A 21,247-nucleotide genomic window follows, 5' to 3' on the forward strand; every position below is an offset into this window, starting at 1 on the left:
TTATATGGAAACACCGCGAATTCATCCTGAAACCTTAGAAGAAGTAAAACAACGAGTTGATATTGTTGAAATTATTTCAGAACATGTTGTTTTAAAAAAGCAAGGTAAAAGCTTAGTTGGTTTATGTCCTTTCCATTCTGAAAAAAGTCCTAGTTTTAGTGTTAATCCCAGTAAGCAACTCTACTATTGTTTTGGTTGTGGGGCTGGAGGAAATAGCATTAAATTTCTCATGGAATTGGAAAAACAATCTTTTAGCGAAGTAGTTTTAGATTTAGCGCGACGCTATCAAATTCCATTAAAAACTCTTGATCCACAACAACGACAAGAAATTCAAAAACAATTATCTTTAAAAGAACAATTATACGAAATTTTAGCCGTAGCAACGAGCTTTTATCAACACGCACTCAACCAGACACAAGGAGAAAATGCGGCTGATTATCTAAAAAATAAAAGACATCTTTTAGCAGAAACAATACAAGAATTTAAGTTAGGTTATGCGCCCCCAGGTTGGGAAACATTATATCGCTATTTAGTTGAACAAAAACATTATCCAGTTGATTTAGTTGTACAAGCGGGTTTAATTAAACCTCGTCAAAATGGAAGTGGATATTATGATCAATTTCGAGAACGTTTAATGATTCCAATTGCTGATATTCAAGGTAGAATTATTGGTTTTGGAAGTCGGAGTTTAGGGGATGAGAAACCAAAATATTTGAATTCTCCCGAAACAATTTTGTTTGATAAAAGCAAGACTTTATTTGCTTTAGATAAAGCACGTCAAAGGATTATTAAAGAAGATAATGTGATTGTTGTAGAGGGTTATTTTGATGCCATTGCACTCCATGAACAAGGAATAACAAATGTAGTTGCTTCTTTAGGAACTGCTTTTGGTCAAATGCAATTAAAACAATTATTAAAATATACAGAATCTAAACAAGTAATTTTGAATTTTGATGGGGATCAAGCAGGTAAAAAAGCAACGCAACGCGCTATAACAGAAATGTCTACACTGGTATATTCAGGACAAGTTAACCTAAAAATTTTGAATCTTCCTCAAGGGAAAGATGCTGATGAATTCTTAAAATCTAGTGCAACAGCCAAGAATACTTATCAAGAATTAATCCAAAAATCTCCCCTTTGGATTGATTGGCAAATCAAAGAATTATTACTAGAATATGATTTAAAAAAAGCAGATCAATTTAAAGCCATCGCTCAAAATATGGTCAAATTATTACAAAAATTAGAAGAACAGAATCAACGGTCTTATTATATCCGTCATTGTGCCGAGATTTTAGCTCAAGGAGAAAGCAGAATTATTCCCATACAGTATAAAAGTTTATTAACACAACTAAAAAAACCACAGTCCCGATCGCTCAAACCTTCAAGCCCAACTTTTGTTACTAATTCGGAGCGAAATTTATTAGAAGAAGCTGAAGAAGAATTATTATTAATTTATTTATATTGTCCAGAGCATCGAGAGGAAATATTACAACTGTTAGAAGAAAAAGATCTTGTTTTTAGTCTATCCCATCATCGATTTTTATGGCAAATCATTGATCAATTATCCTTAGAATCTTCGGCTGACTTACTTTCTCGATTACAAAATAGATTATTAAGCGAATCAGAAAAGATCGATCAGTTAGCTCATTTCTTCCATTTAACCAAAAACAGACAAGAAGTATTATTTAGAGCCGAAGTAATCATCAAAAATGCGATCGCCGCACTAGAGCGAGTCAGTTGGGAAAAATATCGCCACTATTGCCTACAACAATGGCAAAGCATTAACAAACAAGAAAAACCCGATCTTTGTCAATATTATTTTCAAGAATTTTCAAAAGCAGACAACTATATGAAAAAACTTGATGAATTGCGAATCAATCAAGCCGAAAATGTGTCTTAAAGTAAAGACGCGTCATGGCGTGTCACTACATGGCGCGTTTCTACCAAATAACTAAATCAAATCCTGTCCGTAAGCTTCTTCGCCGTGTTCATGGATATCTAAGCCTTGTTCTTCGATAGTAGACTTAGTTCTTAATGGCATAAAAGCACCGAGAACCTTAAGGATCAGAAAAGTTGCCGCCGCCGCAAAAATGTAAGTAGCAACTACACCCACAATTTGCTTCCAAAGTAGGGCAAAATCACCGTAAAATAAGCCATTAGCCCCAAAAGAATTAACTTCTTTCGTTGCAAAAAGACCCGTTAGAATCGCTCCAATGGTTCCACCGAAACCGTGAACCGGAAAAGCATCAAGGGAATCATCAAACTGTAATTTTACGCGTAGACTCACCGCATAGAAACAACCAACAGAAGTGATCGAACCAATCAAAATAGCAGCAATAGGAGTGACAAAACCAGCAGCAGGGGTAATACCTACTAATCCCGCTAAAAATCCTGTAGCGATCCCCAGTGCAGTTGGTTTGCCTCTTAAAATCCATTCCAACAGAACCCAAGTCAAACCAGCCGCCGCCGAAGAAACAACAGTCGCCACAATTGCCACAGTTGCCAAGCCACCTGCCCCTAAAGCACTACCGCCATTAAATCCGAGCCAGCCAAACCAAAGTAGACCAATGCCGAGTAAAACATAAGTAACATTATGGGGTGGAGAAGGTTGATTTGGATAATTGAGACGAGGACCGAGGAGCCAAGCCGCTACTACAGCCGAAACACCAGAGCTAATATGAACGACCGTTCCTCCCGCAAAATCCAAAGCCCCTAAAGTTAAAAGCCAACCTTTGCCCCAAACCCAGTGAGCAAGGGGAGAATAAACGAAACTCGACCAAAGGAGAACAAACCAGAAATAGGCTTTAAAGGTCATTCGTTCGACAATTGCCCCTGAAATCAAAGCAGGAGTAATGATCGCAAACATCATTTGATAGAGCATGAATACTTGATGAGGAATGGTTGGTGCGTAACCCACGGGATCGGGTTGATCAAAAGATACACCATTCAAAAATATCCATTTTAGGCTACCAATGATGGGATTAGCGGCAAAAGCTGGCTCACTACCTGGATTTAATTCAGTAGGCGCGAAAGCCAAGCTATAGCCCCACAAAACCCAAGTGACACCAACGAGTCCCATCATGATCAGACTCATCATCATGGTGTTAAGGACGTTACGAGAGCGAACTAAGCCACCATAAAAGAAAGCAAGACCAGGGGTCATGAGTAGAACTAAAGCGCAAGAGATAAGCATCCACGCCGTATCACCTGTATCTATGGTGGGTTCAGCAGCAGCAGTTTGAGCGAAAGCGTTGTCCATGCTAGGGGCAAGCAAAAACCCTAAAACAATAACAACGATGAGAAAAGACTTTTTAATCACGTACTTTTTATCCTGTAAAACTGACAAGAAACTAATAAAAAAATGGGTGTAATTAGCTTAAAGGCTAATAAATAATTTTTAGTCAGATTTTTATCCTTTTTTCGGAAATCATTTAACAACAAGCCTTATTTGTTACACCCATCAATTAACTTTGTATGATTTGATACGAAAAATGAAAATTATATTTCAGAATTGTATAAATCAACTCGACTAGAACTACTTGAACGAGAGCCAGTCAAGACATCCGCTTCTTTGACAAAACCGCTATAAGCTTCCATGCCATGTTCAGCAATGTCTAAACCTTCGATCTCTTCTTCTTGAGTAACTCTGATCCCCAGTGTGGCTTTGAGTGCCATCCAAGCGATCGCACTGAAAATAATCGTAAACGCGCCAACACAGACTGTTCCGATGATTTGGTTAATTAGTTGACCAATACCATGACCGTATAAAAGACCCGTTTCCATGCTAAATAGACCAACGGCGAGAGTTCCCCAAACCCCATTAACGAGGTGAACCGAAAGCGCACCAACGGGGTCATCAATTTTGATGCTATCGAAGAAAGCAACGGCATAGACAACTAAAACACCAGCCACCAAACCAATAATCACGGCACCTAAATAGGAAACCACGTTACAGCCAGCCGTTACAGCCACCAAACCAGCGAGAATACCGTTAATAATCATTGAAAGGTCAGGTTTGCCATCTTTAAACCAAGAGGTAAAAGTAGCAGCAATACCACCAGCAGCACCAGCTAAGTTAGTCGTCACAGCGATATAGGGTACTTTTTCATCTACGGCTAATTGAGAGCCTGGGTTAAAGCCAAACCAGCCGATCCAAAGAATCAAACAACCTAATGTAGCAATACTGAGATTATGACCTGGAATGGCATTAATTCGACCATTAGAGTATTTACCAGTACGGGGACCCAAAATTGTTGCACCCAATAAAGCCGCCCAACCGCCTACCGCGTGAACGACCGTTGATCCCGCAAAGTCTCTAAAACCGCCGTTATCGCCTTGTAGCTTGAATAGCCAACCGCTTACACTCCAGACCCAGTGACCTGTAATTGGATAAGCAATACCAGTTAGTAGTAAACTAAAAATCAAGAAGTCAACAAACTTGATTCGTTCTGCTACTGCACCAGATACGATCGTCGCTGCGGTTCCGGCAAACGCCACTTGGAATAGGAAAAAGACTGGAACGGGTAAACCTTCGGGGAAAGGCGATAAACCATAGGTTTCGGGTGTCCCACTCAAGAATAAACCACCACTGCCGATAAAACCATTATTTGGCCCACCGAACATCAGGGAAAATCCTAAAATCCAGTAGGCTATAGAAACCAAGGCAAAAACGATTAAGTTTTTTGCCAGAATGTTTACAGCATTTTTCTGACGACACAAACCCGTCTCTAACATAGCGAAACCAGCATTCATAAAAATAACCAGAATCGCTGCAATTAAAACCCAAATCGTATTGAGAGACATTCTTAGGGTTTGCATATCACCAGAGAGGCTCTCAAGGCTCAGAGGTGGCGTATCTTGGGCTGATACCGCCGTATGAGCGAGTAAAACAATAAAAGCTGTCAGGGGTATACAAGCGAGCCAAGCTGGTTTAAAAGACTTGGTTATCACTCGCAACGGCTCTAAATAGGGTGCATTCCCTAAAGAATCCATAGACTTTCGTATATCAGTTTGTTTCATGAATATTCATCTCAAATTGTTAGGGATGGCTAGAAGATTAGGCTAAACTTACAAGCATTCACAGAAGGACATATCATATATCAAAGTGAATAGCTCTAATAATGTTTAATCTATCTTGATTTTATTTAGAGTCTCTAAGCATATGGAATAAGCTGAGTACAGCATCTCAAATCCATAAAATCTTGATTTTTTTATCGTTTGCTTTCTGTATTGAACATTACATTTTACCCAGACAAAGTGTAAAGATTGATAATGCGTGTTTAAAGTTACGATAAAGACGGTTTGCCATAATGAGATTAGATACTCTTAAAGGCAGTAGCTAGTATAAATTACGATGAAGGACTTTTCCGAATTTGAGACCCCCATCATTGAAACACCTTTTGATCGAGAAATGATGCAACGATGTATACATTTAGCGAAGAAAGCGCAGGGTCAGACGGCACCTAATCCCCTTGTTGGGTCTGTTATTGTTAAAGAGGGTCAGATTATTGGAGAAGGGTTTCATCCTGGCGCAGGTCAACCCCATGCCGAAATTTTTGCTTTACGAAATGCTGGTGAACAAGCTAGAGGCGCAACAATTTATGTTAATTTAGAGCCTTGCGCTCATTATGGACGTACTCCTCCTTGTACTAAAGCTTTAATCGAAGCAGGAATCGCTAAAGTTTTTCTGGGGATGATCGATCCTGATTATCGGGTTTGTGGTAAAGGTATTCAACAATTACAAGATGCAGGAATAGAGGTGATCGTTGGTGTCTGTGAAGCCGACTGTCGTAAGCTTAATGAAGCTTTTATCCATCGCATTCGCTATCAACGACCTTTTGGTATCCTTAAATACGCCATGACCCTAGATGGCAAAATTGCCGCGTCTACGGGTCATAGTGCTTGGGTGAGTGGCACAGCATCCCGTAAAATGGTTCATCAATTAAGGGCTACTTGTGATGCGGTCATTATTGGTGGTAATACGGTGCGTCGTGATAATCCCTATTTAACCACCCATCATGAAAAAGCTCATAATCCTTTACGGGTGGTGATGAGTCGTACCCTTGATTTACCTCTAGAAGCCCATCTATGGGAAACTCAAGAAGTATCGACCCTCGTTTTTACCGAAATAAAAACCAACCCCACCCTACACAAACAGTTGCTTAAACACGGGGTAGAAGTAATTGAATTGCCTGTTCTTAGTCCTGCTACCGTTATGGAACATTTGTATCAAAAAGGATTGTGTAGTGTGTTGTGGGAATGTGGCGGTACATTGGCAGCTAAAGCGATCGCAGATGGAGCAGTACAGAAAATTTTCGCTTTTATTGCTCCCAAAATTATCGGCGGAAACATGGCACCCTCTCCCGTTGGTGATTTAGGATTAGAAAAAATGACCGATGCTTTAGAATTAGAAAATGTCTCTATTCATTCTATTGAATCAGATCTTTTAATTGAAGGTTATTTACCTAAAAAAGCTTGGTTAGTTTAGAAAAACTACTTTTTAGCCCGACAATATTCTTGATAGCCTTGAATATAGTCCATAATAATTCCTACTGCTTCGGGGCGTAAATTCCGTTCAGGTGGGAAATTTTTAACAACCGTTGACACCATTTTATAAATCTCACACCACTGAGCAAAATCAGCCAAATACACTTGAGATTGTACTAACTTATAAATGAGTGCGATCGTAAAATCGTTCGGTTGTCTCGCCGCAGCAGTCGATACTAATGTTAAAGCATCCGCTTGCTCTATTTCACCTGTACCACCTAAAGCTTTTAAAGTAAAATAATCATCCATCGCCAACAGATAACCCAAAGCAAATAATTCTTCTGTAGTTAAAGTTTCTATTTTCAAATTTGAGCGATTTTGTTGATAACGTTTCGCTAAATAATCCAAATAAATCGCAGCATTACTTTGACCTTCAATAGACCAACCCAAAGCATTAATAATCGCAGCACGAATATCATTTTTAATCATTGGGTCACTCAAAGCAGCCATTAAAGGTGGTGTAAGTTGTTTTTTTGCTGCTAAATTAACTAATTCAACATCTTGATAAGCTTGAGAAAAATCAGTACTCGTTAAAGGACTATCCGCTTTAGCCATAGGAGTTGTCCAATAAATCAAACTAGCTGCAAACCCTGATAAAAGATATTTAATTACTTTTTTCATTTGACAAATTATTAACAACAAGAATCATGATGTTTATCTTGATTTTGGCTCATAGGAACCGGATCATAACCGCCTGGATGCCAAGGATGACACCGTAAAACCCGTTTAGTCGCTAACCAAATTCCCCGCAAAGGGCCAAAACGATCAATCGCTTCAATGGCATACACAGAGCAAGTAGGACGAAAACGACAACTTGGAGGGAATAAAGGCGAAATAAAAAGACGATAGCCACGAATTAGTCCAATAAGGATGAATTTCATAGTAGTCCCCAGAATGGCATAAAGTGGTATTTAGACGAATTCAAAAGTTAAGCGGTTGTCTGATTTATTTCCTCCTACTCAACTTCTCTACTCTGTTCCATTCTCGCTTAGTTTAGTCGCTCTTTACTTGGGTTTGATTATTCTAGTCGCCGAGAGATTGAAGCGTTATTATTCAAGCAATAGCGAACTCACCCGCAAAGTCGTTCATATTGGGACTGGCAATGTTATTCTACTCGCTTGGTGGTTAAAAATTCCCGCTTGGATTGGAATCGGTGCCGCCATCATTGCCGCTATCATTGCTTTAATTTCCTATTTTGTGCCAATTCTACCAAGTATTAACAGCGTAGGACGCAAAAGCTTAGGAACCTTCTTTTATGCGCTTAGTATTGGTGTATTAGTTGGGTGGTTTTGGCCCATCGAACAATATCAATATGCAGCGATCGGGATTTTAGTCATGGCCTTTGGGGATGGTTTTGCAGCCATTATCGGTCAACGTTTTGGTCAACATCCCTACACGGTTTTGGGAAGTCAAAAAAGTTGGGAAGGTTCACTCACAATGGTTGGAATTAGTTTTATCGTAACCGGTTTAATTTTAGCCTCTGTTTACGGCAATCTGGGTATAATCTGGTTAATTGCGGCGATCGTTTCTTTAAATGCGACAACTTTAGAAAGTTTTTCGACATTGGGTTTAGATAATTTAACCGTACCTATTGGAAGCGCTGCTGTCGCCTTTTTTCTGTGTCAATGGTGGATTAGTTAAAATTATCTTGGTGCTTTGCTCCAACCATTGGCGATCGCTTCTGACTCCGAGCAAAACCATCTTTCACCCTTACTAGGATCAATAATAGTTGATTCATAGTCTTCCGCACCAGGAACATGATAAATTCTACGTCCTGAGTTGATAGAAATATTACCTTTGAAGCGTTCATTTCATTAACAAAAACGCTACTTAAACATAAACATTTCTCCGCGCTTTGTTATCACACTCAACACTCTTCTTTTTCCGTTGCTACAAACCAAACTATCTCACCAATACTAGGATATCGACCTAAAGCATCCCATTCAGCCTTGATTTGACTAATGATTTCAGTAGATGGTAACTTCCATACTTCAAAATTTCCGTCTTTGGTGAAATTACCAGCCTCAATTAACTTATCATTCAACAATTCTTCAATTAATTTTATGGTTTTTCTACGAACTTCTGAGACATCTGTTTCTGATCCAGAATTTCTAAATTCCCATACAATAGACCACAAGCCTACATAATCTTCAGCACATTCTATTAATATTGAATCTCTTATTGTCATAATTTTTTGGCTCAAACTAAGGGTTACACTTGATTTTCCTGACTGTTTGACCTAATTGAGCTAGCAATTTCAGAGCCTCATCTACTTCTCTACACCCTACACCTTAGCTCGAAACTTGTCATTAATGAAAGGCAGTAGGAGACTTATTTTATGAATAAAAGAAGAGTTAATCTAACTTGGTTAAAGACTGAATTTCCGTAGGTGTTACCCTTAAATCATCAATAATCTGCTTAATGACGCTGGCTACAGGAACCGCTAATAATAATCCCAAAACACCACCAAGCTGCGCCCCAATAAATAAAGAAATCAATAACCAAATTGGATTTAAACCGATGAGATCTCCCATTAATTTAGGCGACAAAACATTATCAACAATCTGATTAACAATTAAATTGGATATAAAAAATTTAATACCGATATCCAGTTCATTAAAACACAGTAATATCGTCAGAAAAAAACCTAAAATACCTCCAGCAATGGGAATCAATGAAGTAACACCCAAAGCAAAGGCAAATAGAATAGAATAAGGAATATTCAGTAAAATAAAAGCAATGACTAGAGCAACAATAGTAATTACGCAGAGAATTAAACGACTAAAAAAATAATCTTTAAAGGTTTTTTGTGTATATAAAGGTATTTTTTTATCCCAGGGCGCGGGAAGCCAACTAAAAATACCGTCCCAGAATTTTTGACCACCGATGAGTAAAAAAATCGTAAATACTAAGACGATCAAAGAATTGAAAAAACTGCCAATTGTTCCTGCTAATAATCCTAATACTTGGCTGCCAACTCCTTCCAAACGTCCGTAAAATCTTGTCGCAGAAACAGAAACAATTTTACCCACATCAAAAGGAAGTCTAGTCAGAATTGGCGTTTTAGATAAAGTATCTAGATTTTGTTGTGTATCTTCTAACCATTGTGGCGCACTATTGAGTAAACTACTCAGTTGAGTTACGATTAAAGGAATCAAAACAAGAGCCGAAGCAAACACGATAAAAAGAGTCGATAATAAAACTAAAGTAATCGCCCATCCTCTTTTCATTCCTTCTTTTTGTAAAAGTTTAACAGCTAATTCAAGTAAAAAAGCTAAAAGATTGGCGATGATCACAAAAGTGACTAAGGAACGAAAATAGTTGAGAACTAAGACAAGTAGCCACCCATTTAGAAATAAAATAGGAAAGATAATTGCTAACCGTAACCATTTCGGAAAGGTGAGAAAAGTTTTATACATTGAAGATCCGTAAAAGCGATCGTGCCAAACTCGTTTTCAATTTTACCTAGAGTTTTGCATCCATTGTATTTTTTTGGCTTAAGATGGACGTGAACCAACAGCCTTTAATCATTAAATCACCGTGTTTACGATCACAGATCAACAAAATCAATACCTAACCTATATTCTCTCTGATTCCGAGTCGGATGCTCATCTAAAAGTAGTTCCCGATCGCGGAGGTATTATTACTCATTGGCAAATCAAAGGTAAAGATATCCTCTATCTCGATGAAAAGCGTTTTGCCGATCCTACCCTAAGTGTACGCGGTGGTAATCCTATCTTATTCCCAATCTGCGGTAATTTGCCGAATAACACCTACACCCACAAGGGAGAAACTTACACCCTCAAACAACACGGTTTTGCGAGAGATTTACCCTGGCAAGTCATCGCCCAAAATACTGATAACTGTGCTAGTTTGACAATATCTTTAGAAAGTAATCCCACGACAAAAGCCGTTTATCCTTTTAATTTTCAACTGGCTTTTACTTACCAACTTCAAGACAACCGTCTAAAAATTATCGGACATCTGACTAATCATTCTACGGAAAAAATGCCTTTTTCTTGGGGTTTCCATCCCTATTTTCTAGTAGAAGACAAAAATCAGCTAGTTTTGGATATTCCTGCTACCCAATACCAAAACCAAATCACACAAGAGATTCATCCGTTTACAGGGGGTTTTGATTTCAACCAAGACGAGATCGATGTCGCTTTTAAAAATGTTTCTCGTTCATCGAGTGGCTATACAGATTATTCCCGTCGCCATGAGATTAGTTTAACTTACTCAGATATTTATTCTACCGTCGTTTTTTGGACAGTCAAAGGAAAAGATTATATTTGTCTTGAGCCTTGGAGTGCGCCGCGCAATGCCCTTAATACGGGTAAATCCTTGCTTTATGTCGATCCTGGTGCAACATTTAGCTCATGGGTAGAAATGAGTTTGACATTCTCTTCCCCATAAACGGGGTGAGATTCTTGGTTCAATGAGTCCACTTAAACTAGATGCCTTGCGATATCTAGTCCAGAGGTGGTTCTCTCCTCAAGCGTTCACTTTCCCCATGCCCTGGGGTAGTTGTATTTCTACAAGATTTGTTTGTTAGAGACGTGCCATGGCACGTCTGTACAATGCTGTTCGTCTAGTTCCTGCTTTCGATTTTACCTGTCCACAGGCGGAAGCTAGAAAAATTGGACAGAACCCTATATCTTTGATTTTCAAGGTGCAGCGTTAACCGTTTAAATTACTAGGTTTTTAGACAGGTTGACTACCTTCCCTGTTCAACGTTCATTGTAGCACTTCTTGTGGCTACAATGGTATACTGCCAAATTTTAAGAGTTCGTTTATCGGACAAGGAATGGGAAAGATTAAATGCTTACGCACTCATCTAAAAACTCTACTCTGACCGCATAAACGCGGTCATCCGCAAGCCCCGCCTTTGCAAGGCGGGGAACGGATAACAGAGATGGTTGGCGATTACATCATTTATACTGCCCAAAAAGCCGCCCTGAAGGGCGAGGCTTTAAACCCAATTTTTCGGTAAAAAACTTTTAGATTTTCTCTTGCATAGAATAAATATCTGTGATACTATGATAAATCGTGTGGAAAATACAACGGGACGCTAGCTCAGCGGTAGAGCACTCGGCTTTTAACCGATTGGTCTTGGGTTCGAATCCCAGGCGTCCCACTTTTATTAAATTTGTCTTGTCTAATTTAACTAGCTTAAGTCATGAGACAGTAAATAAATTTACTGGCTAATTACCTAATCAATTTTTTAACTCAACAATGTATAAACTTAAATGGTTGACAATTCTTTGAATAAGGATTTATATAAGTGTAAGCAAAGTTCCTTATTTGTTTATTGATAAACTTACACTGAATAATGGTCAATTTCATGCAAAACAATTTAATAAACAACAAAATCGCTATTCTCTTTAGTGCAGTTATTGGTCTTGGATTTACCACATCACCTACAATGGCAGCAAGCGTAATTGGGATTGATGGCTTTATTGATGTCAACTCTGAATACATATTTGGATTTAGTGGTGCAAGCACTAATTCTTTAACACTAGAATTGTCTGATAATACTACTATTACGTTATTTACTGACCAAAGTGAATTTACTTCTGGAATTAGAAATCAAGGCTGGTGGAGTGCAACTGAGTCAAATGATGATATCAATGATAATTACATCGTAGGCGATATTAGTAATGATCAAACATCACTTCTTAATAACTTTTTTTCCTTCGATATATCTAGTCTTTCTGGAACCGTCACATCTGCGACTTTGAACCTACAAAGATATTTCGGACAATCAGATTTAGGACAACAAACTCAAACCTACTCTTTATATGATGTATCTACTGATGCCGCCATATTAAATAATAATATGGGAACTAGCGGTGCAATTTTTAATGATTTAGGATCAGGTAAAAATTACGGTAATTATAACGTCACCGTTGCTGGTGATGACGATGAAATTATAGCTTTCTCGTTAAATTCAAATGCCATTAGCGACCTAAATAATGCCATCTTAGCTAACTCAAACTTTTTTTCCATCGGCGGAACTTTATTTCCTAGCAATGTACCTTCTGTACCTGAACCCGCTTCTATTTTTGGTATTTTGACTGTTGCTGGTTTAGGATTAATAATAAAGCGAAAAAATCGCAATATTGTAGATTAAATAGTTAAATTGAATTTTCTTGCCCGCTACAGTCTGAGTTTGTGGCGGTGCAACAGTATATTTTAATGATGAGAAGCAAGAATATACCGAAATAAATATTCAGCAATTTCTATCTGATTTTTAGCTTTTTCGGGAGAATCAGCCCAAACCGTTACACCATGTTCGAGAATCAGTAAAGCGGGAATATCGGGTAATTTATTTTGAAAACGCTCAATAATTTCTTGAGCAATTTGCGGAACATTCAAGTAATTTTTAAAGACAGGCATTGTAACTAGGGGATTTTCTTGCCATATTCCCAAACCTTTAACCATTTCAATCGGTGGTAAAGGTAAGTTATCACCTTCAATATAACGCGTCATCAAATTAGCTTCTACTGAATGAACATGATAACAAGCATTTGCCTTACTGAAAAGAGAATAAATAGCTTGATGAATACTGGTTTCAGCAGAGGGGCAATTTTGAGGATTAGGAGATTCTAAAACCTCACCTTCTAAATTCATTCTAACAAAATCATTTTCTTGTAAATTTCCTTTACTTTTGCCACTTGCAGTAATCCAAAAACTACCATCATTAAGTCTAGCCGATAGATTTCCTGCTGTGCCAACCATCCATCCTTGTTGATAGAATAGACTCGCAGATGAAATTAATTCAAGACGGGGATCATTATTCATTATGCTTTATGTTTCGCTAAATAACTTTGAATGTCTGAAAAATCGTGCCAAGAAATATAAGATTTATTTTCAGCTTCGAGATAATCAATCAAACGATCACGAGCAAAAACCAAATCAGCCGAAATAGCCATATTAATATCAGTTACAGAATCACCGATCGCTATCGATTCATCTACTAAATATTGTGCCATAACTTTCACCTTAGCAACTAATTCAGTTTCATCCTCAAAACCCGAAATAACTTTTAAATAATCATAACGAGTATCAACATCTAGAGCAAAAATAGCCGAGACTTTTGAGAGCAAACCCTCCCGTTTTAAAACCGTTTCTACCATATCACGCAAGCCCCCCGACACAACCACAAAAGGTATATTCTCTCCTTGCAAAAAATCTAAAAATTGACCCAATCCATAACGGATCGGTTTATCTTGAGCATATGCTAAAATATCACCATAACAAATTGAGGGAATAGATTCTAGGATCTGACGGACACCCTCTCTTAAAGTTATTTGACGATGATACATTTTTGGCATCACTTCGGCGGATAATTCGGGGGCGAATTCCTTTAGCATTCCCGCAAATGTTTCAATAGCTGTAATCGTTCCATCAAAATCACAAAAGACAACTCGTTTCAAATGTTCTGGCATTATAATTATCGTTTGATCAGGTCATTTCTTTGCTATAGTTAATTATATCAACTAACTCCATATTTTATTTTTTAGATACTTGAAAAAGATAATGGTTAAAATCATTAGTCGTCAATCACTAGGAAGTCAGCCCGTTTATGATATAGGACTTGAAAATGATCATAACTTTATTTTAAATAACGGTTTCATTGCTTCAAATTGTTTTAATAAATCCCATTCAACTGCCTACGCATACATTACTTTTCAAACCGCTTATCTTAAAGCAAATTATCCAGTAGAATACATGACTGCTTTGCTAACAGCAAGTAGCGATGATAAAGATAAGATTGAAAAATATCGTGAGAATTGTCAGAAAATGAATATCACGGTTGAGCCACCTGATATCAATCGTTCCCACAAACATTTTACCCCCCTAAAAGATAAAATACTTTTTGGATTATCGGCGATCAGGAACTTGGGAGAAAATACCATTGATGTCATTTTAAAAGCTAGAGAATCTCAAGGAAAATTTGAATCACTAGCTGACTTTTGTTCGAGAGTCGATTTACAAGTGGTTAAAACTAAAGCCATAGAAACATTAATATACTGTGGTGCATTTGATCCAATCAACCCTAATCGTAATCAGCTAATACATGATCTAGAATTAATTCTACCTTGGGTGCAAAAAAAAGCCAAAGAAAAAGAAACTGGGCAACTGAACATATTCGATTTAATAAAAATTAATTTACCAGATGAACCAACCCAAGAAAATGAATTTGCTCAAATACCAAGTGCGCCTCCTGTCCCAGATTTTCCCTTACCAGAAAAGCTAAGAAATGAAAAAGAACGGTTAGGATTTTATGTTTCCGAACATCCGCTAAAAGCCATTCAAATAAGAGCAAAAATGCTTTCACCAATCAATTTAAGCGAATTGAGCGACGCACTAAAAAACAAAAAAGTTAATGCTATTGTCGGCATTACAGCTATCAAAAAAGTTACCGACAGACAAGGTAAACCAATGGCTTTTTTAAGCTTAGAAGATGCTTCAGGACAAAGTGAAGCCGTAGTTTTTGCCAGTGCTTACGAAAAAATTCAATCTATATTAATAGAAGACCATCATTTAATTGTTTGGGGAAAAGTAGAGCAACGAGATGATAAATATCAAATTATTGTTGAAGATGCTCAATTAATAGAAACTGCTAAAATGCTCATGGTTAATTTATCGATTCAACAAGCGATTAATCAATCAATACAAAACTCTATTAAAGGAATTTTACAAGGAAATGCCGGGGAAAAAAATCAAGGTAAAATACCAGTAGTAGCGATAATAGGAACAGGCAACGATCGACAATTTGTCCGCTTAGGTCAAAACTATTGGATACAAGATGAATCGACCGTTATTCAATCCTTGACAAATGCTGGTTTTTCTGCTTATGCTCAACCATTAATTAAAAATTCTTAAAATATTAAAGTAAGACTATTTTCATCCAGACAAGAGCCGAATCGCTGTAAAATAAGACTATAAGAAAAAATTTTTTTTCAAATATTACCTTAAATGCCTACCTTGGTCACACCCACCACACTTTCATCATTTCCCCTCACAGCGATCGTCGGCCAAGAAGCCATAAAACTCGCCCTTTTACTAGCTGCTGTTGATCCAACTTTAGGCGGTGTAGTCATCGCAGGACGCAGAGGAACCGCTAAATCAGTAATGGCTAGAAGCATTCACGCCCTACTTCCGCCTATCGAAATCATTCAAAATAACCCTTTTAATTGTGATCCCAACACACCTCAAGAATGGGATGATCTCACTCAAGAACTCTATCAAACAACCGAAAATATCCCAACTGAAATTATTCGCGCCCCATTTGTCCAAATTCCCCTAGGAGTCACCGAAGATCGTCTTTTAGGCTCAGTAGATGTCGAAGAATCCGTCAAACGCGGTGAAGCTGTTTTTCAACCTGGATTACTCGCCCAAGCCCATCGCGGCGTATTATATGTCGATGAAATAAATTTACTCGATGAACAAATTGCCAATCAATTATTAACCGTTCTCACCGAAGGGCGCAACCAAATTGAACGCGAAGGAATCAGCTTTCAACATCCCTGTAAACCCCTACTCATTGCCACTTATAACCCAGAAGAAGGCTCACTACGCCCTCATCTGATGGATCGGATTGCGATCGCACTCTCAGCCGATGGTGTACTAGCCCTCGATCAACGCCTCGAAGCAGTAGACAGAGTGATCGAATACGCCAAATCTCCCCAAATCTTCCTCAATCAATACAACGAAGAAATAGACGATCTCAGAACAGAAATTATTCTAGCCAGAGAATGGATCAAAGACGTTAAAACAACACCCGATCAAATCGCCTATCTCGTTGAAGAAGCCCTACGAGGTGGAGTAGAAGGACATCGCGCCGAAATATTTGCCCTCAAAGTAGCCAAAGCAGCAGCAGCCTTAGAAGGACGCAATTTTATCAGTGCAGATGATCTTAAACGAGCCGTAGAACTCGTAATTGTGCCACGTTCCACCATCCTACAACCGCCACCCGACCAACAACAAGCCCCACCGCCACCGCCACCACCACCCCAACAGCCCCAAGACGAATCAAATCAAGAACAAGAACAAGAAGAAGAAAACAAGGAAGAACCTGAACTCCCTGAACCCCCAGGAGTCCCAGAAGAATTTATCTTTGATGTAGAAGGCGTAATTCTAGATCCTAGCGTTCTCTACTTTGCTCAAGCCGCCCAACGACAAGGAAAATCAGGCAGCCGTAGTATGATTTTCTCCGAAGATCGAGGACGCTACATCAAACCCGTTTTACCCAAAGGCAAAGTCAGACGCATCGCCGTAGATGCCACCTTGAGAGCCTCTGCACCCTACCAAAAAACACGCCGTCTAAGGCAACCAGAACGCCGCGTAATCATTGAAGAAGGAGATTTGAGGGCAAAACGCCTCGCACGTAAAGCCGGCTCTCTAATCGTTTTTGTCGTGGATGCTTCGGGATCGATGGCCTTAAACCGAATGCAGTCAGCAAAAGGTGCGGTGATGCGTCTACTCACAGAAGCTTATGAAAATCGAGATCAAGTAGCGTTAATTCCCTTTCGAGGCGAGAAAGCCGATGTATTATTACCGCCGACTCGTTCGATCGCATTAGCCAAAAGACGCTTAGAAACCTTACCCTGTGGAGGTGGATCACCCCTAGCACACGGTTTAACCCAAGCCGTTCATGTTGGCACAAATGCTAAAATGTCTGGAGACATTGGACAAGTGGTTATTGTTGCCATTACCGATGGTCGTAGTAATATTCCTCTAGCCAAATCTCTTGGAGAAACCCTACCAGAAGGCGAAAAACCCGATATTAAAGCAGAATTACTCGATATTGCCGCAAAAATTCGCGCAATGGGCATGAAATTACTTGTTGTCGATACTGAGAAAAAGTTTGTTTCAACGGGTTTTGCCAAAGAACTTGCAGCTAAAGCCGGTGGGAAATATCATCATTTACCTAGAGCAACCGAACAGGCGATCGCTTCGATGACCAAAAATGCGATCGCAGATATAATGTAAGTTAGTTAGGACAAGTGTTAGAAGTTGTCGATAAACTAAATTTATATTATCTCTGGCAATCGATATGCCTCTTAACGAACTTTTAACCATCGCTAGTCAACTTTCTCATCAAGATAAACTGCGCTTGATTCATTTTCTTCTTCTCGCAGTTGCTAGGGAGGACGGGTGTAGCTTAGAACCTACTGAGGAGCGTGATTCAGAGAGCGCACTTCTAAACCAACTGGTATCGACTGAAGCAGTTGTATGGTCACCTCATGCGGATGAAGCAGCAGTTCAAGCGTTATCAGATCTTCTGGCGGCAGCACAGGGAACAGCTAATGAGTGACAGTCAACGCTTTCGATTCACCGAGCGAACTGATTCCTTGGGCAGAGCCAGTATCATGCCATATTTGCCCATTACGCTTACCAACAGAAGCAAGTCTATAGAAGTGATGGCATTATTGGATACGGGTGCAAGTGTTAACGTTTTGCCTTACGATATTGGTGTCGAGTTAGGAGCAGACTGGGAAGAGCAGACTATTCCTATTGAGTTAAGTGGAAATCTAGCTCGTAACGAAGCACGAGGCTTGGTGCTGTCTGGTACAGTTGCTCCGTTTTCACCTGTCTTGCTGGCATTTGCTTGGACTCAATCAAGAGATATACCTGTAATCCTTGGACACATGAACTTTTTTGCCGCGTTCAATGTATGTTTTTATCGGCACGATCTAACTTTTGAAGTTCGTCCCATAGCACAAGAATTATCTTGACTCTTTGCAATACATTCATCTAACCTAAAAGCATAACTTCGACTATCTCACCTGCATTAATTAAAGATGTGCCGATGGGAATAACAGCTAAAGCATTCGTTAGAGCTAAATTAATTAAATTAGCTGAATTTTGACTCCCTTTAGCCAAATGAAACTGATATGAGCCATTAATTAATTCTAATTGTCCCCAACAATAAGTTTCTCGTTTACCATCCGATCGCAATATTTCAGTAGTTGGTACTTTAATAAAATTAGGCCGCCAGTTATTTCTTAAACCCGATAATTTTTTAAAAACAGGTTGTACAAAACGCCAACAACTGACTAAAGCTGAAACAGGATTCCCAGGTATGCCAAAATAAAGACAATTATTGGCAAAATTAGCGACTGTTAAAGGTTTCCCCGGTTTAATAGCAACACTCCGAATATGAATCATTCCGCCTAATTCTTCGAGTAATTGTTCCACATAATCATAATCTCCCACAGAAACACCACCTGTGGAAAGAACTAAATCGGCTTCGGCGATCGCTTCTCTCATTGTTTCTTTTAATAATTCGGGTTGATCGGGTATAATTCCTAAAGAAATTGGAATCCCTCCCCAACTCTCAATTAAAGCCATTAAAGCATACTGATTTGAATCAATAATTTGTCCTGGTTGTAAAGTTTGTTCTGGTGTAATTAACTCATCACCTGTTGAAAATATCGCCACTTTAGGACGACGATAAACCGTTAATTGTAACAATTGCGCTGTAGCTAAAACAGCGATTTCGGGTGCATTGATTTTAATTCCGGGTTGTAATAAACATTGTCCAGCTTTTGTAAAAGTTCCTCGATGCCTCACAAAATCTTGAGGTTTAGGAGGAGAAAAAATCAAAACTTGTTGCTCTAATCGCTGTGTATTTTCTTGTATGATAATAGTATCCGCACCATCGGGTAACATAGCTCCTGTAAAGATACGGGAAGCTTGCCCAGACTGTAAAACTTTCTGCGGTTTCTTTCCGGCGGAAATCTCTTCAATTATTTCTAAAATAATTGGCGTTTCCTGACTACAATTTTGGACATCATCATATTTCACCGCATAGCCATCCATTGCGGAATTATCCCAATAAGGAAAATCTAATTTACTCGTAACAGTTTGAGCTAATATTCTGTTATTTACTGACGCTAAAGCGATCGTTTCAGTCTCTTGAAGCGGTTGTACTAGAGCGAGAATAATTGATTCTGCTTCTTGGGGAATTAACATAAATGTAGTGGAGTTGTGGAAAAAATCACTCATAACTGAGACTATAAAATAATTCTTAATCAAAAGTCAAAAATTGTTTTGTATCCCTAAAAGCAGAAATTAAAATCCGCCTTTTTATTACGGAATATTAACCGTTTGGGGCAAAAATATTTTATTATGTAAACTTCTATGAAGACTACAGAAAAAAACCTTTAAATATTCGTCAAAATTTGTACAAAGCATTAAGCTTAATCATCATAAGGGTATTTAAGTTTTAAGGATATAAACACATGGACAAAGACGTACAAAAGTATCGTATGGTTTGCACCTTAACCTTTGGCGATATTTATGGTCAGATCATCGTATGGTTAATCGTAATTTTCCTTACGTTAGCCTCTACTCTAGCCCTCTGGAGTAGCACACGCCAAATTTATGCTCTAGCGACAGTCGGGATTGTTTTAGTATTAACCCTACCATTCTTATTATTTGCGTTCGTAACGACTTTACTTAATCATATTGAATTTTCGCCGATTGAAGCTCCCGTAACGAGTCATAGAACTACACCGAGAGTTAATCCCACGCAAAAACCAGCACAGGCGGCGAGTTAATACCTTGTATAAAGGCAAAATGGGCCATTTAACCTCTTGTTTTGCCTTTGTCTTATTCTTATTTAAGAAATTGAATTAACGCTTCTAATTTCGTCCAGCCAGCACCAGAATTAAGAATGTCTTTAGCGATCGTAATGCCTTTGGCGTAGTCTCCCATTACCACAACTTCGCCCACTTGTAAAGCTAAAGCCGCATTGAGAGCAACCGCATCTTGTTGAGCAGGAGTGCCTTTACCTTGCAAAACGTTTTTGAGAATTGTCGCATTTTCCTCAAGATCGCCCCCTTTTAAAGCAGCGATCGGAACATTAGTTAAACCCAGTTCCCTAGGATTAATACTCTCTTGACGAACCTGATTTTCGTCCAAAATCGCCAAATCCGTCCAGTCTCCCAAACCTGCCTCATCTAACTTTTCTCGTCCATGTAAGACGATCGCGGATCTAGTTCCCAGTTGGTTTAAAGCTTGAGCAACAACAGCTAAAAATTGAGAATCATAAACCCCAATCACTTGCCCAGTAGGACGCAAAGGGTTTACCAAAGGACCCAGAAGATTAAAAACCGTTCGTACTTTAAGAGTTTTTCGTAGAGAGGCGACACTTTTTAGAGCAGGATGCCAACCAGGAGCAAAAAGAAAAGTTATTCCCACTGCGGCTAAAGCATCTTCAACTTTTTGGGTAGGTGCGCCCAGATGTACTCCCAAATACTCTAAAACATCGGCTGATCCAACTTTACTCGATGCCGAACGATTTCCATGTTTAGCGACTTTTAGCCCGGCTGCTGCGGCAACAAACGCTACTGCTGTAGAAATATTAAACGTTGATGCGCCATCTCCTCCAGTACCGCAAGTATCAATTACAGGGGACGAATGCTGTATATTACTTTGATATAACGATTGAGCCTGCAAAACCTTCGCCATGCCCGCTAATTCTGTGGCTGATACTCCTTTAGCTTGAATAGCTGCTAAAATCGCTCCAGACAAAACAGGGGGAATATCTTCTATAAGCCATCCTTGCATCAGTAAAGAAGCTTGTTCATGTGAAAGAGATTGTTTATCTAAAAGCTGTTGTAGTAAACTTGGCCAGTCGAGGGTAAGGTTTTGCATAATTGACAACGGTTTTGAGCTTAACAAG

At 38.9% G+C, this 21,247-nt stretch carries 21 protein-coding genes and 1 tRNA gene; 11 read left to right on the forward strand and 11 right to left on the reverse strand.

The window, feature by feature from the left end; all coding sequences use genetic code 11:
- The first annotated feature begins 4 nt into the window (after positions 1–4).
- The gene (gene dnaG, locus C7H19_RS16270; protein WP_106457979.1) at positions 5–1,900 is read left to right on the forward strand and encodes a DNA primase; all 1,896 of its coding nucleotides are present in this window, start codon (positions 5–7) and stop codon (positions 1,898–1,900) included.
- A 51-nt stretch (positions 1,901–1,951) separates the two neighbouring features.
- Here dnaG and C7H19_RS16275 read toward each other — a convergent pair whose 3' ends face one another.
- On the reverse strand, positions 1,952–3,259 hold the full coding sequence (locus tag C7H19_RS16275; RefSeq protein ID WP_106458018.1) for an ammonium transporter: 1,308 nt from the start codon (positions 3,257–3,259) through the stop codon (positions 1,952–1,954).
- Positions 3,260–3,498: 239 nt separating this feature from the next.
- Positions 3,499–5,019 carry an ammonium transporter gene (locus tag C7H19_RS16280; protein ID WP_106457980.1) on the reverse strand — a complete coding sequence of 507 codons (1,521 nt, stop codon included), beginning with the start codon at positions 5,017–5,019 and terminating at the stop codon, positions 3,499–3,501.
- 334 nt (positions 5,020–5,353) lie between these two features.
- Here C7H19_RS16280 and ribD point away from each other — a divergent pair, with 334 nt between their 5' ends.
- On the forward strand, positions 5,354–6,487 hold the full coding sequence (gene ribD / locus C7H19_RS16285) for a bifunctional diaminohydroxyphosphoribosylaminopyrimidine deaminase/5-amino-6-(5-phosphoribosylamino)uracil reductase RibD (RefSeq protein WP_181280641.1): 1,134 nt from the start codon (positions 5,354–5,356) through the stop codon (positions 6,485–6,487).
- 5 nt (positions 6,488–6,492) lie between these two features.
- Here ribD and C7H19_RS16290 read toward each other — a convergent pair whose 3' ends face one another.
- Together C7H19_RS16290 and yidD are read right to left on the reverse strand one after the other, a co-directional pair.
- Complete coding sequence (locus C7H19_RS16290; RefSeq protein ID WP_106457981.1) at positions 6,493–7,167, reverse strand: hypothetical protein; 675 nt, start codon at positions 7,165–7,167, stop codon at positions 6,493–6,495.
- An 11-nt stretch (positions 7,168–7,178) separates the two neighbouring features.
- A complete protein-coding gene (yidD, locus tag C7H19_RS16295) occupies positions 7,179–7,427 on the reverse strand; it encodes a membrane protein insertion efficiency factor YidD (protein WP_106457982.1) in 249 nt (82 codons plus the stop codon).
- Between the two features lie 55 nt (positions 7,428–7,482).
- Between yidD and C7H19_RS16300 the strand changes: the two genes are divergently transcribed.
- Positions 7,483–8,187, forward strand: coding sequence for a diacylglycerol/polyprenol kinase family protein (locus tag C7H19_RS16300; RefSeq protein ID WP_106457983.1), 705 nt, complete (start codon positions 7,483–7,485; stop codon positions 8,185–8,187).
- Between the two features lie 2 nt (positions 8,188–8,189).
- Here the strand turns inward: C7H19_RS16300 and C7H19_RS27345 are convergent, their stop codons facing one another.
- From C7H19_RS27345 to C7H19_RS16315, 3 genes are all read right to left on the reverse strand, one after another.
- Positions 8,190–8,336: a sunset domain-containing protein gene (locus C7H19_RS27345; protein WP_483860660.1), complete on the reverse strand. Its 147-nt coding sequence runs from the start codon at positions 8,334–8,336 to the stop codon at positions 8,190–8,192.
- A gap of 77 nt (positions 8,337–8,413) precedes the next feature.
- On the reverse strand, positions 8,414–8,734 hold the full coding sequence (locus C7H19_RS16310) for a hypothetical protein (RefSeq protein WP_106457984.1): 321 nt from the start codon (positions 8,732–8,734) through the stop codon (positions 8,414–8,416).
- 166 nt (positions 8,735–8,900) lie between these two features.
- Positions 8,901–9,965 (reverse strand): AI-2E family transporter, encoded by a 1,065-nt coding sequence (locus C7H19_RS16315; RefSeq protein ID WP_106457985.1) that lies wholly within the window; start codon positions 9,963–9,965, stop codon positions 8,901–8,903.
- Positions 9,966–10,086: 121 nt separating this feature from the next.
- Here C7H19_RS16315 and C7H19_RS16320 point away from each other — a divergent pair, with 121 nt between their 5' ends.
- From C7H19_RS16320 to C7H19_RS16330, 3 genes are all read left to right on the forward strand, one after another.
- Positions 10,087–10,962 carry an aldose epimerase family protein gene (locus C7H19_RS16320; protein WP_106457986.1) on the forward strand — a complete coding sequence of 292 codons (876 nt, stop codon included), beginning with the start codon at positions 10,087–10,089 and terminating at the stop codon, positions 10,960–10,962.
- 649 nt (positions 10,963–11,611) lie between these two features.
- Positions 11,612–11,683 (forward strand) — tRNA-Lys (locus C7H19_RS16325).
- A 207-nt stretch (positions 11,684–11,890) separates the two neighbouring features.
- On the forward strand, positions 11,891–12,679 hold the full coding sequence (locus C7H19_RS16330) for a PEP-CTERM sorting domain-containing protein (protein WP_181280642.1): 789 nt from the start codon (positions 11,891–11,893) through the stop codon (positions 12,677–12,679).
- 62 nt (positions 12,680–12,741) lie between these two features.
- On the opposite strand, the gene mtnB is transcribed toward C7H19_RS16330, so the two are convergent.
- Both mtnB and C7H19_RS16340 read right to left on the reverse strand, forming a co-directional pair.
- A complete protein-coding gene (gene mtnB, locus C7H19_RS16335; RefSeq protein ID WP_106457988.1) occupies positions 12,742–13,350 on the reverse strand; it encodes a methylthioribulose 1-phosphate dehydratase in 609 nt (202 codons plus the stop codon).
- A complete protein-coding gene (locus C7H19_RS16340; RefSeq protein WP_181280645.1) occupies positions 13,350–13,985 on the reverse strand; it encodes an HAD-IB family phosphatase in 636 nt (211 codons plus the stop codon). Before C7H19_RS16340 ends, mtnB begins: the two co-directional genes overlap by 1 nt.
- Before the next feature lie 103 nt (positions 13,986–14,088).
- Between C7H19_RS16340 and C7H19_RS16345 the strand changes: the two genes are divergently transcribed.
- From C7H19_RS16345 to C7H19_RS16360, 4 genes are all read left to right on the forward strand, one after another.
- The gene (locus tag C7H19_RS16345; protein WP_106457990.1) at positions 14,089–15,438 is read left to right on the forward strand and encodes a helix-hairpin-helix domain-containing protein; all 1,350 of its coding nucleotides are present in this window, start codon (positions 14,089–14,091) and stop codon (positions 15,436–15,438) included.
- A gap of 93 nt (positions 15,439–15,531) precedes the next feature.
- Complete coding sequence (bchD, locus tag C7H19_RS16350) at positions 15,532–17,547, forward strand: magnesium chelatase ATPase subunit D (RefSeq protein ID WP_106457991.1); 2,016 nt, start codon at positions 15,532–15,534, stop codon at positions 17,545–17,547.
- 64 nt (positions 17,548–17,611) lie between these two features.
- Positions 17,612–17,872, forward strand: coding sequence for a hypothetical protein (locus C7H19_RS16355; RefSeq protein ID WP_106457992.1), 261 nt, complete (start codon positions 17,612–17,614; stop codon positions 17,870–17,872).
- Entirely contained in the window at positions 17,865–18,293 is a 429-nt protein-coding gene (locus C7H19_RS16360; protein ID WP_106457993.1) for a pepsin/retropepsin-like aspartic protease family protein, read from the forward strand. The genes C7H19_RS16355 and C7H19_RS16360 overlap by 8 nt, the downstream gene beginning before the upstream one ends.
- A 19-nt stretch (positions 18,294–18,312) precedes the next feature.
- Here the strand turns inward: C7H19_RS16360 and C7H19_RS16365 are convergent, their stop codons facing one another.
- On the reverse strand, positions 18,313–19,533 hold the full coding sequence (locus tag C7H19_RS16365; protein WP_106457994.1) for a molybdopterin molybdotransferase MoeA: 1,221 nt from the start codon (positions 19,531–19,533) through the stop codon (positions 18,313–18,315).
- Positions 19,534–19,802: 269 nt separating this feature from the next.
- On the opposite strand from C7H19_RS16365, the gene C7H19_RS16370 reads away from it, so the two are divergent.
- Complete coding sequence (locus tag C7H19_RS16370) at positions 19,803–20,120, forward strand: hypothetical protein (RefSeq protein WP_106457995.1); 318 nt, start codon at positions 19,803–19,805, stop codon at positions 20,118–20,120.
- 58 nt (positions 20,121–20,178) lie between these two features.
- Here C7H19_RS16370 and trpD read toward each other — a convergent pair whose 3' ends face one another.
- Positions 20,179–21,222 (reverse strand): anthranilate phosphoribosyltransferase, encoded by a 1,044-nt coding sequence (gene trpD, locus C7H19_RS16375; RefSeq protein ID WP_106458020.1) that lies wholly within the window; start codon positions 21,220–21,222, stop codon positions 20,179–20,181.
- Positions 21,223–21,247 lie beyond the last annotated feature (25 nt).

Source organism: Aphanothece hegewaldii CCALA 016 (assembly GCF_003007785.1).
GTDB lineage: Bacteria > Cyanobacteriota > Cyanobacteriia > Cyanobacteriales > Microcystaceae > Chroococcus > Chroococcus hegewaldii.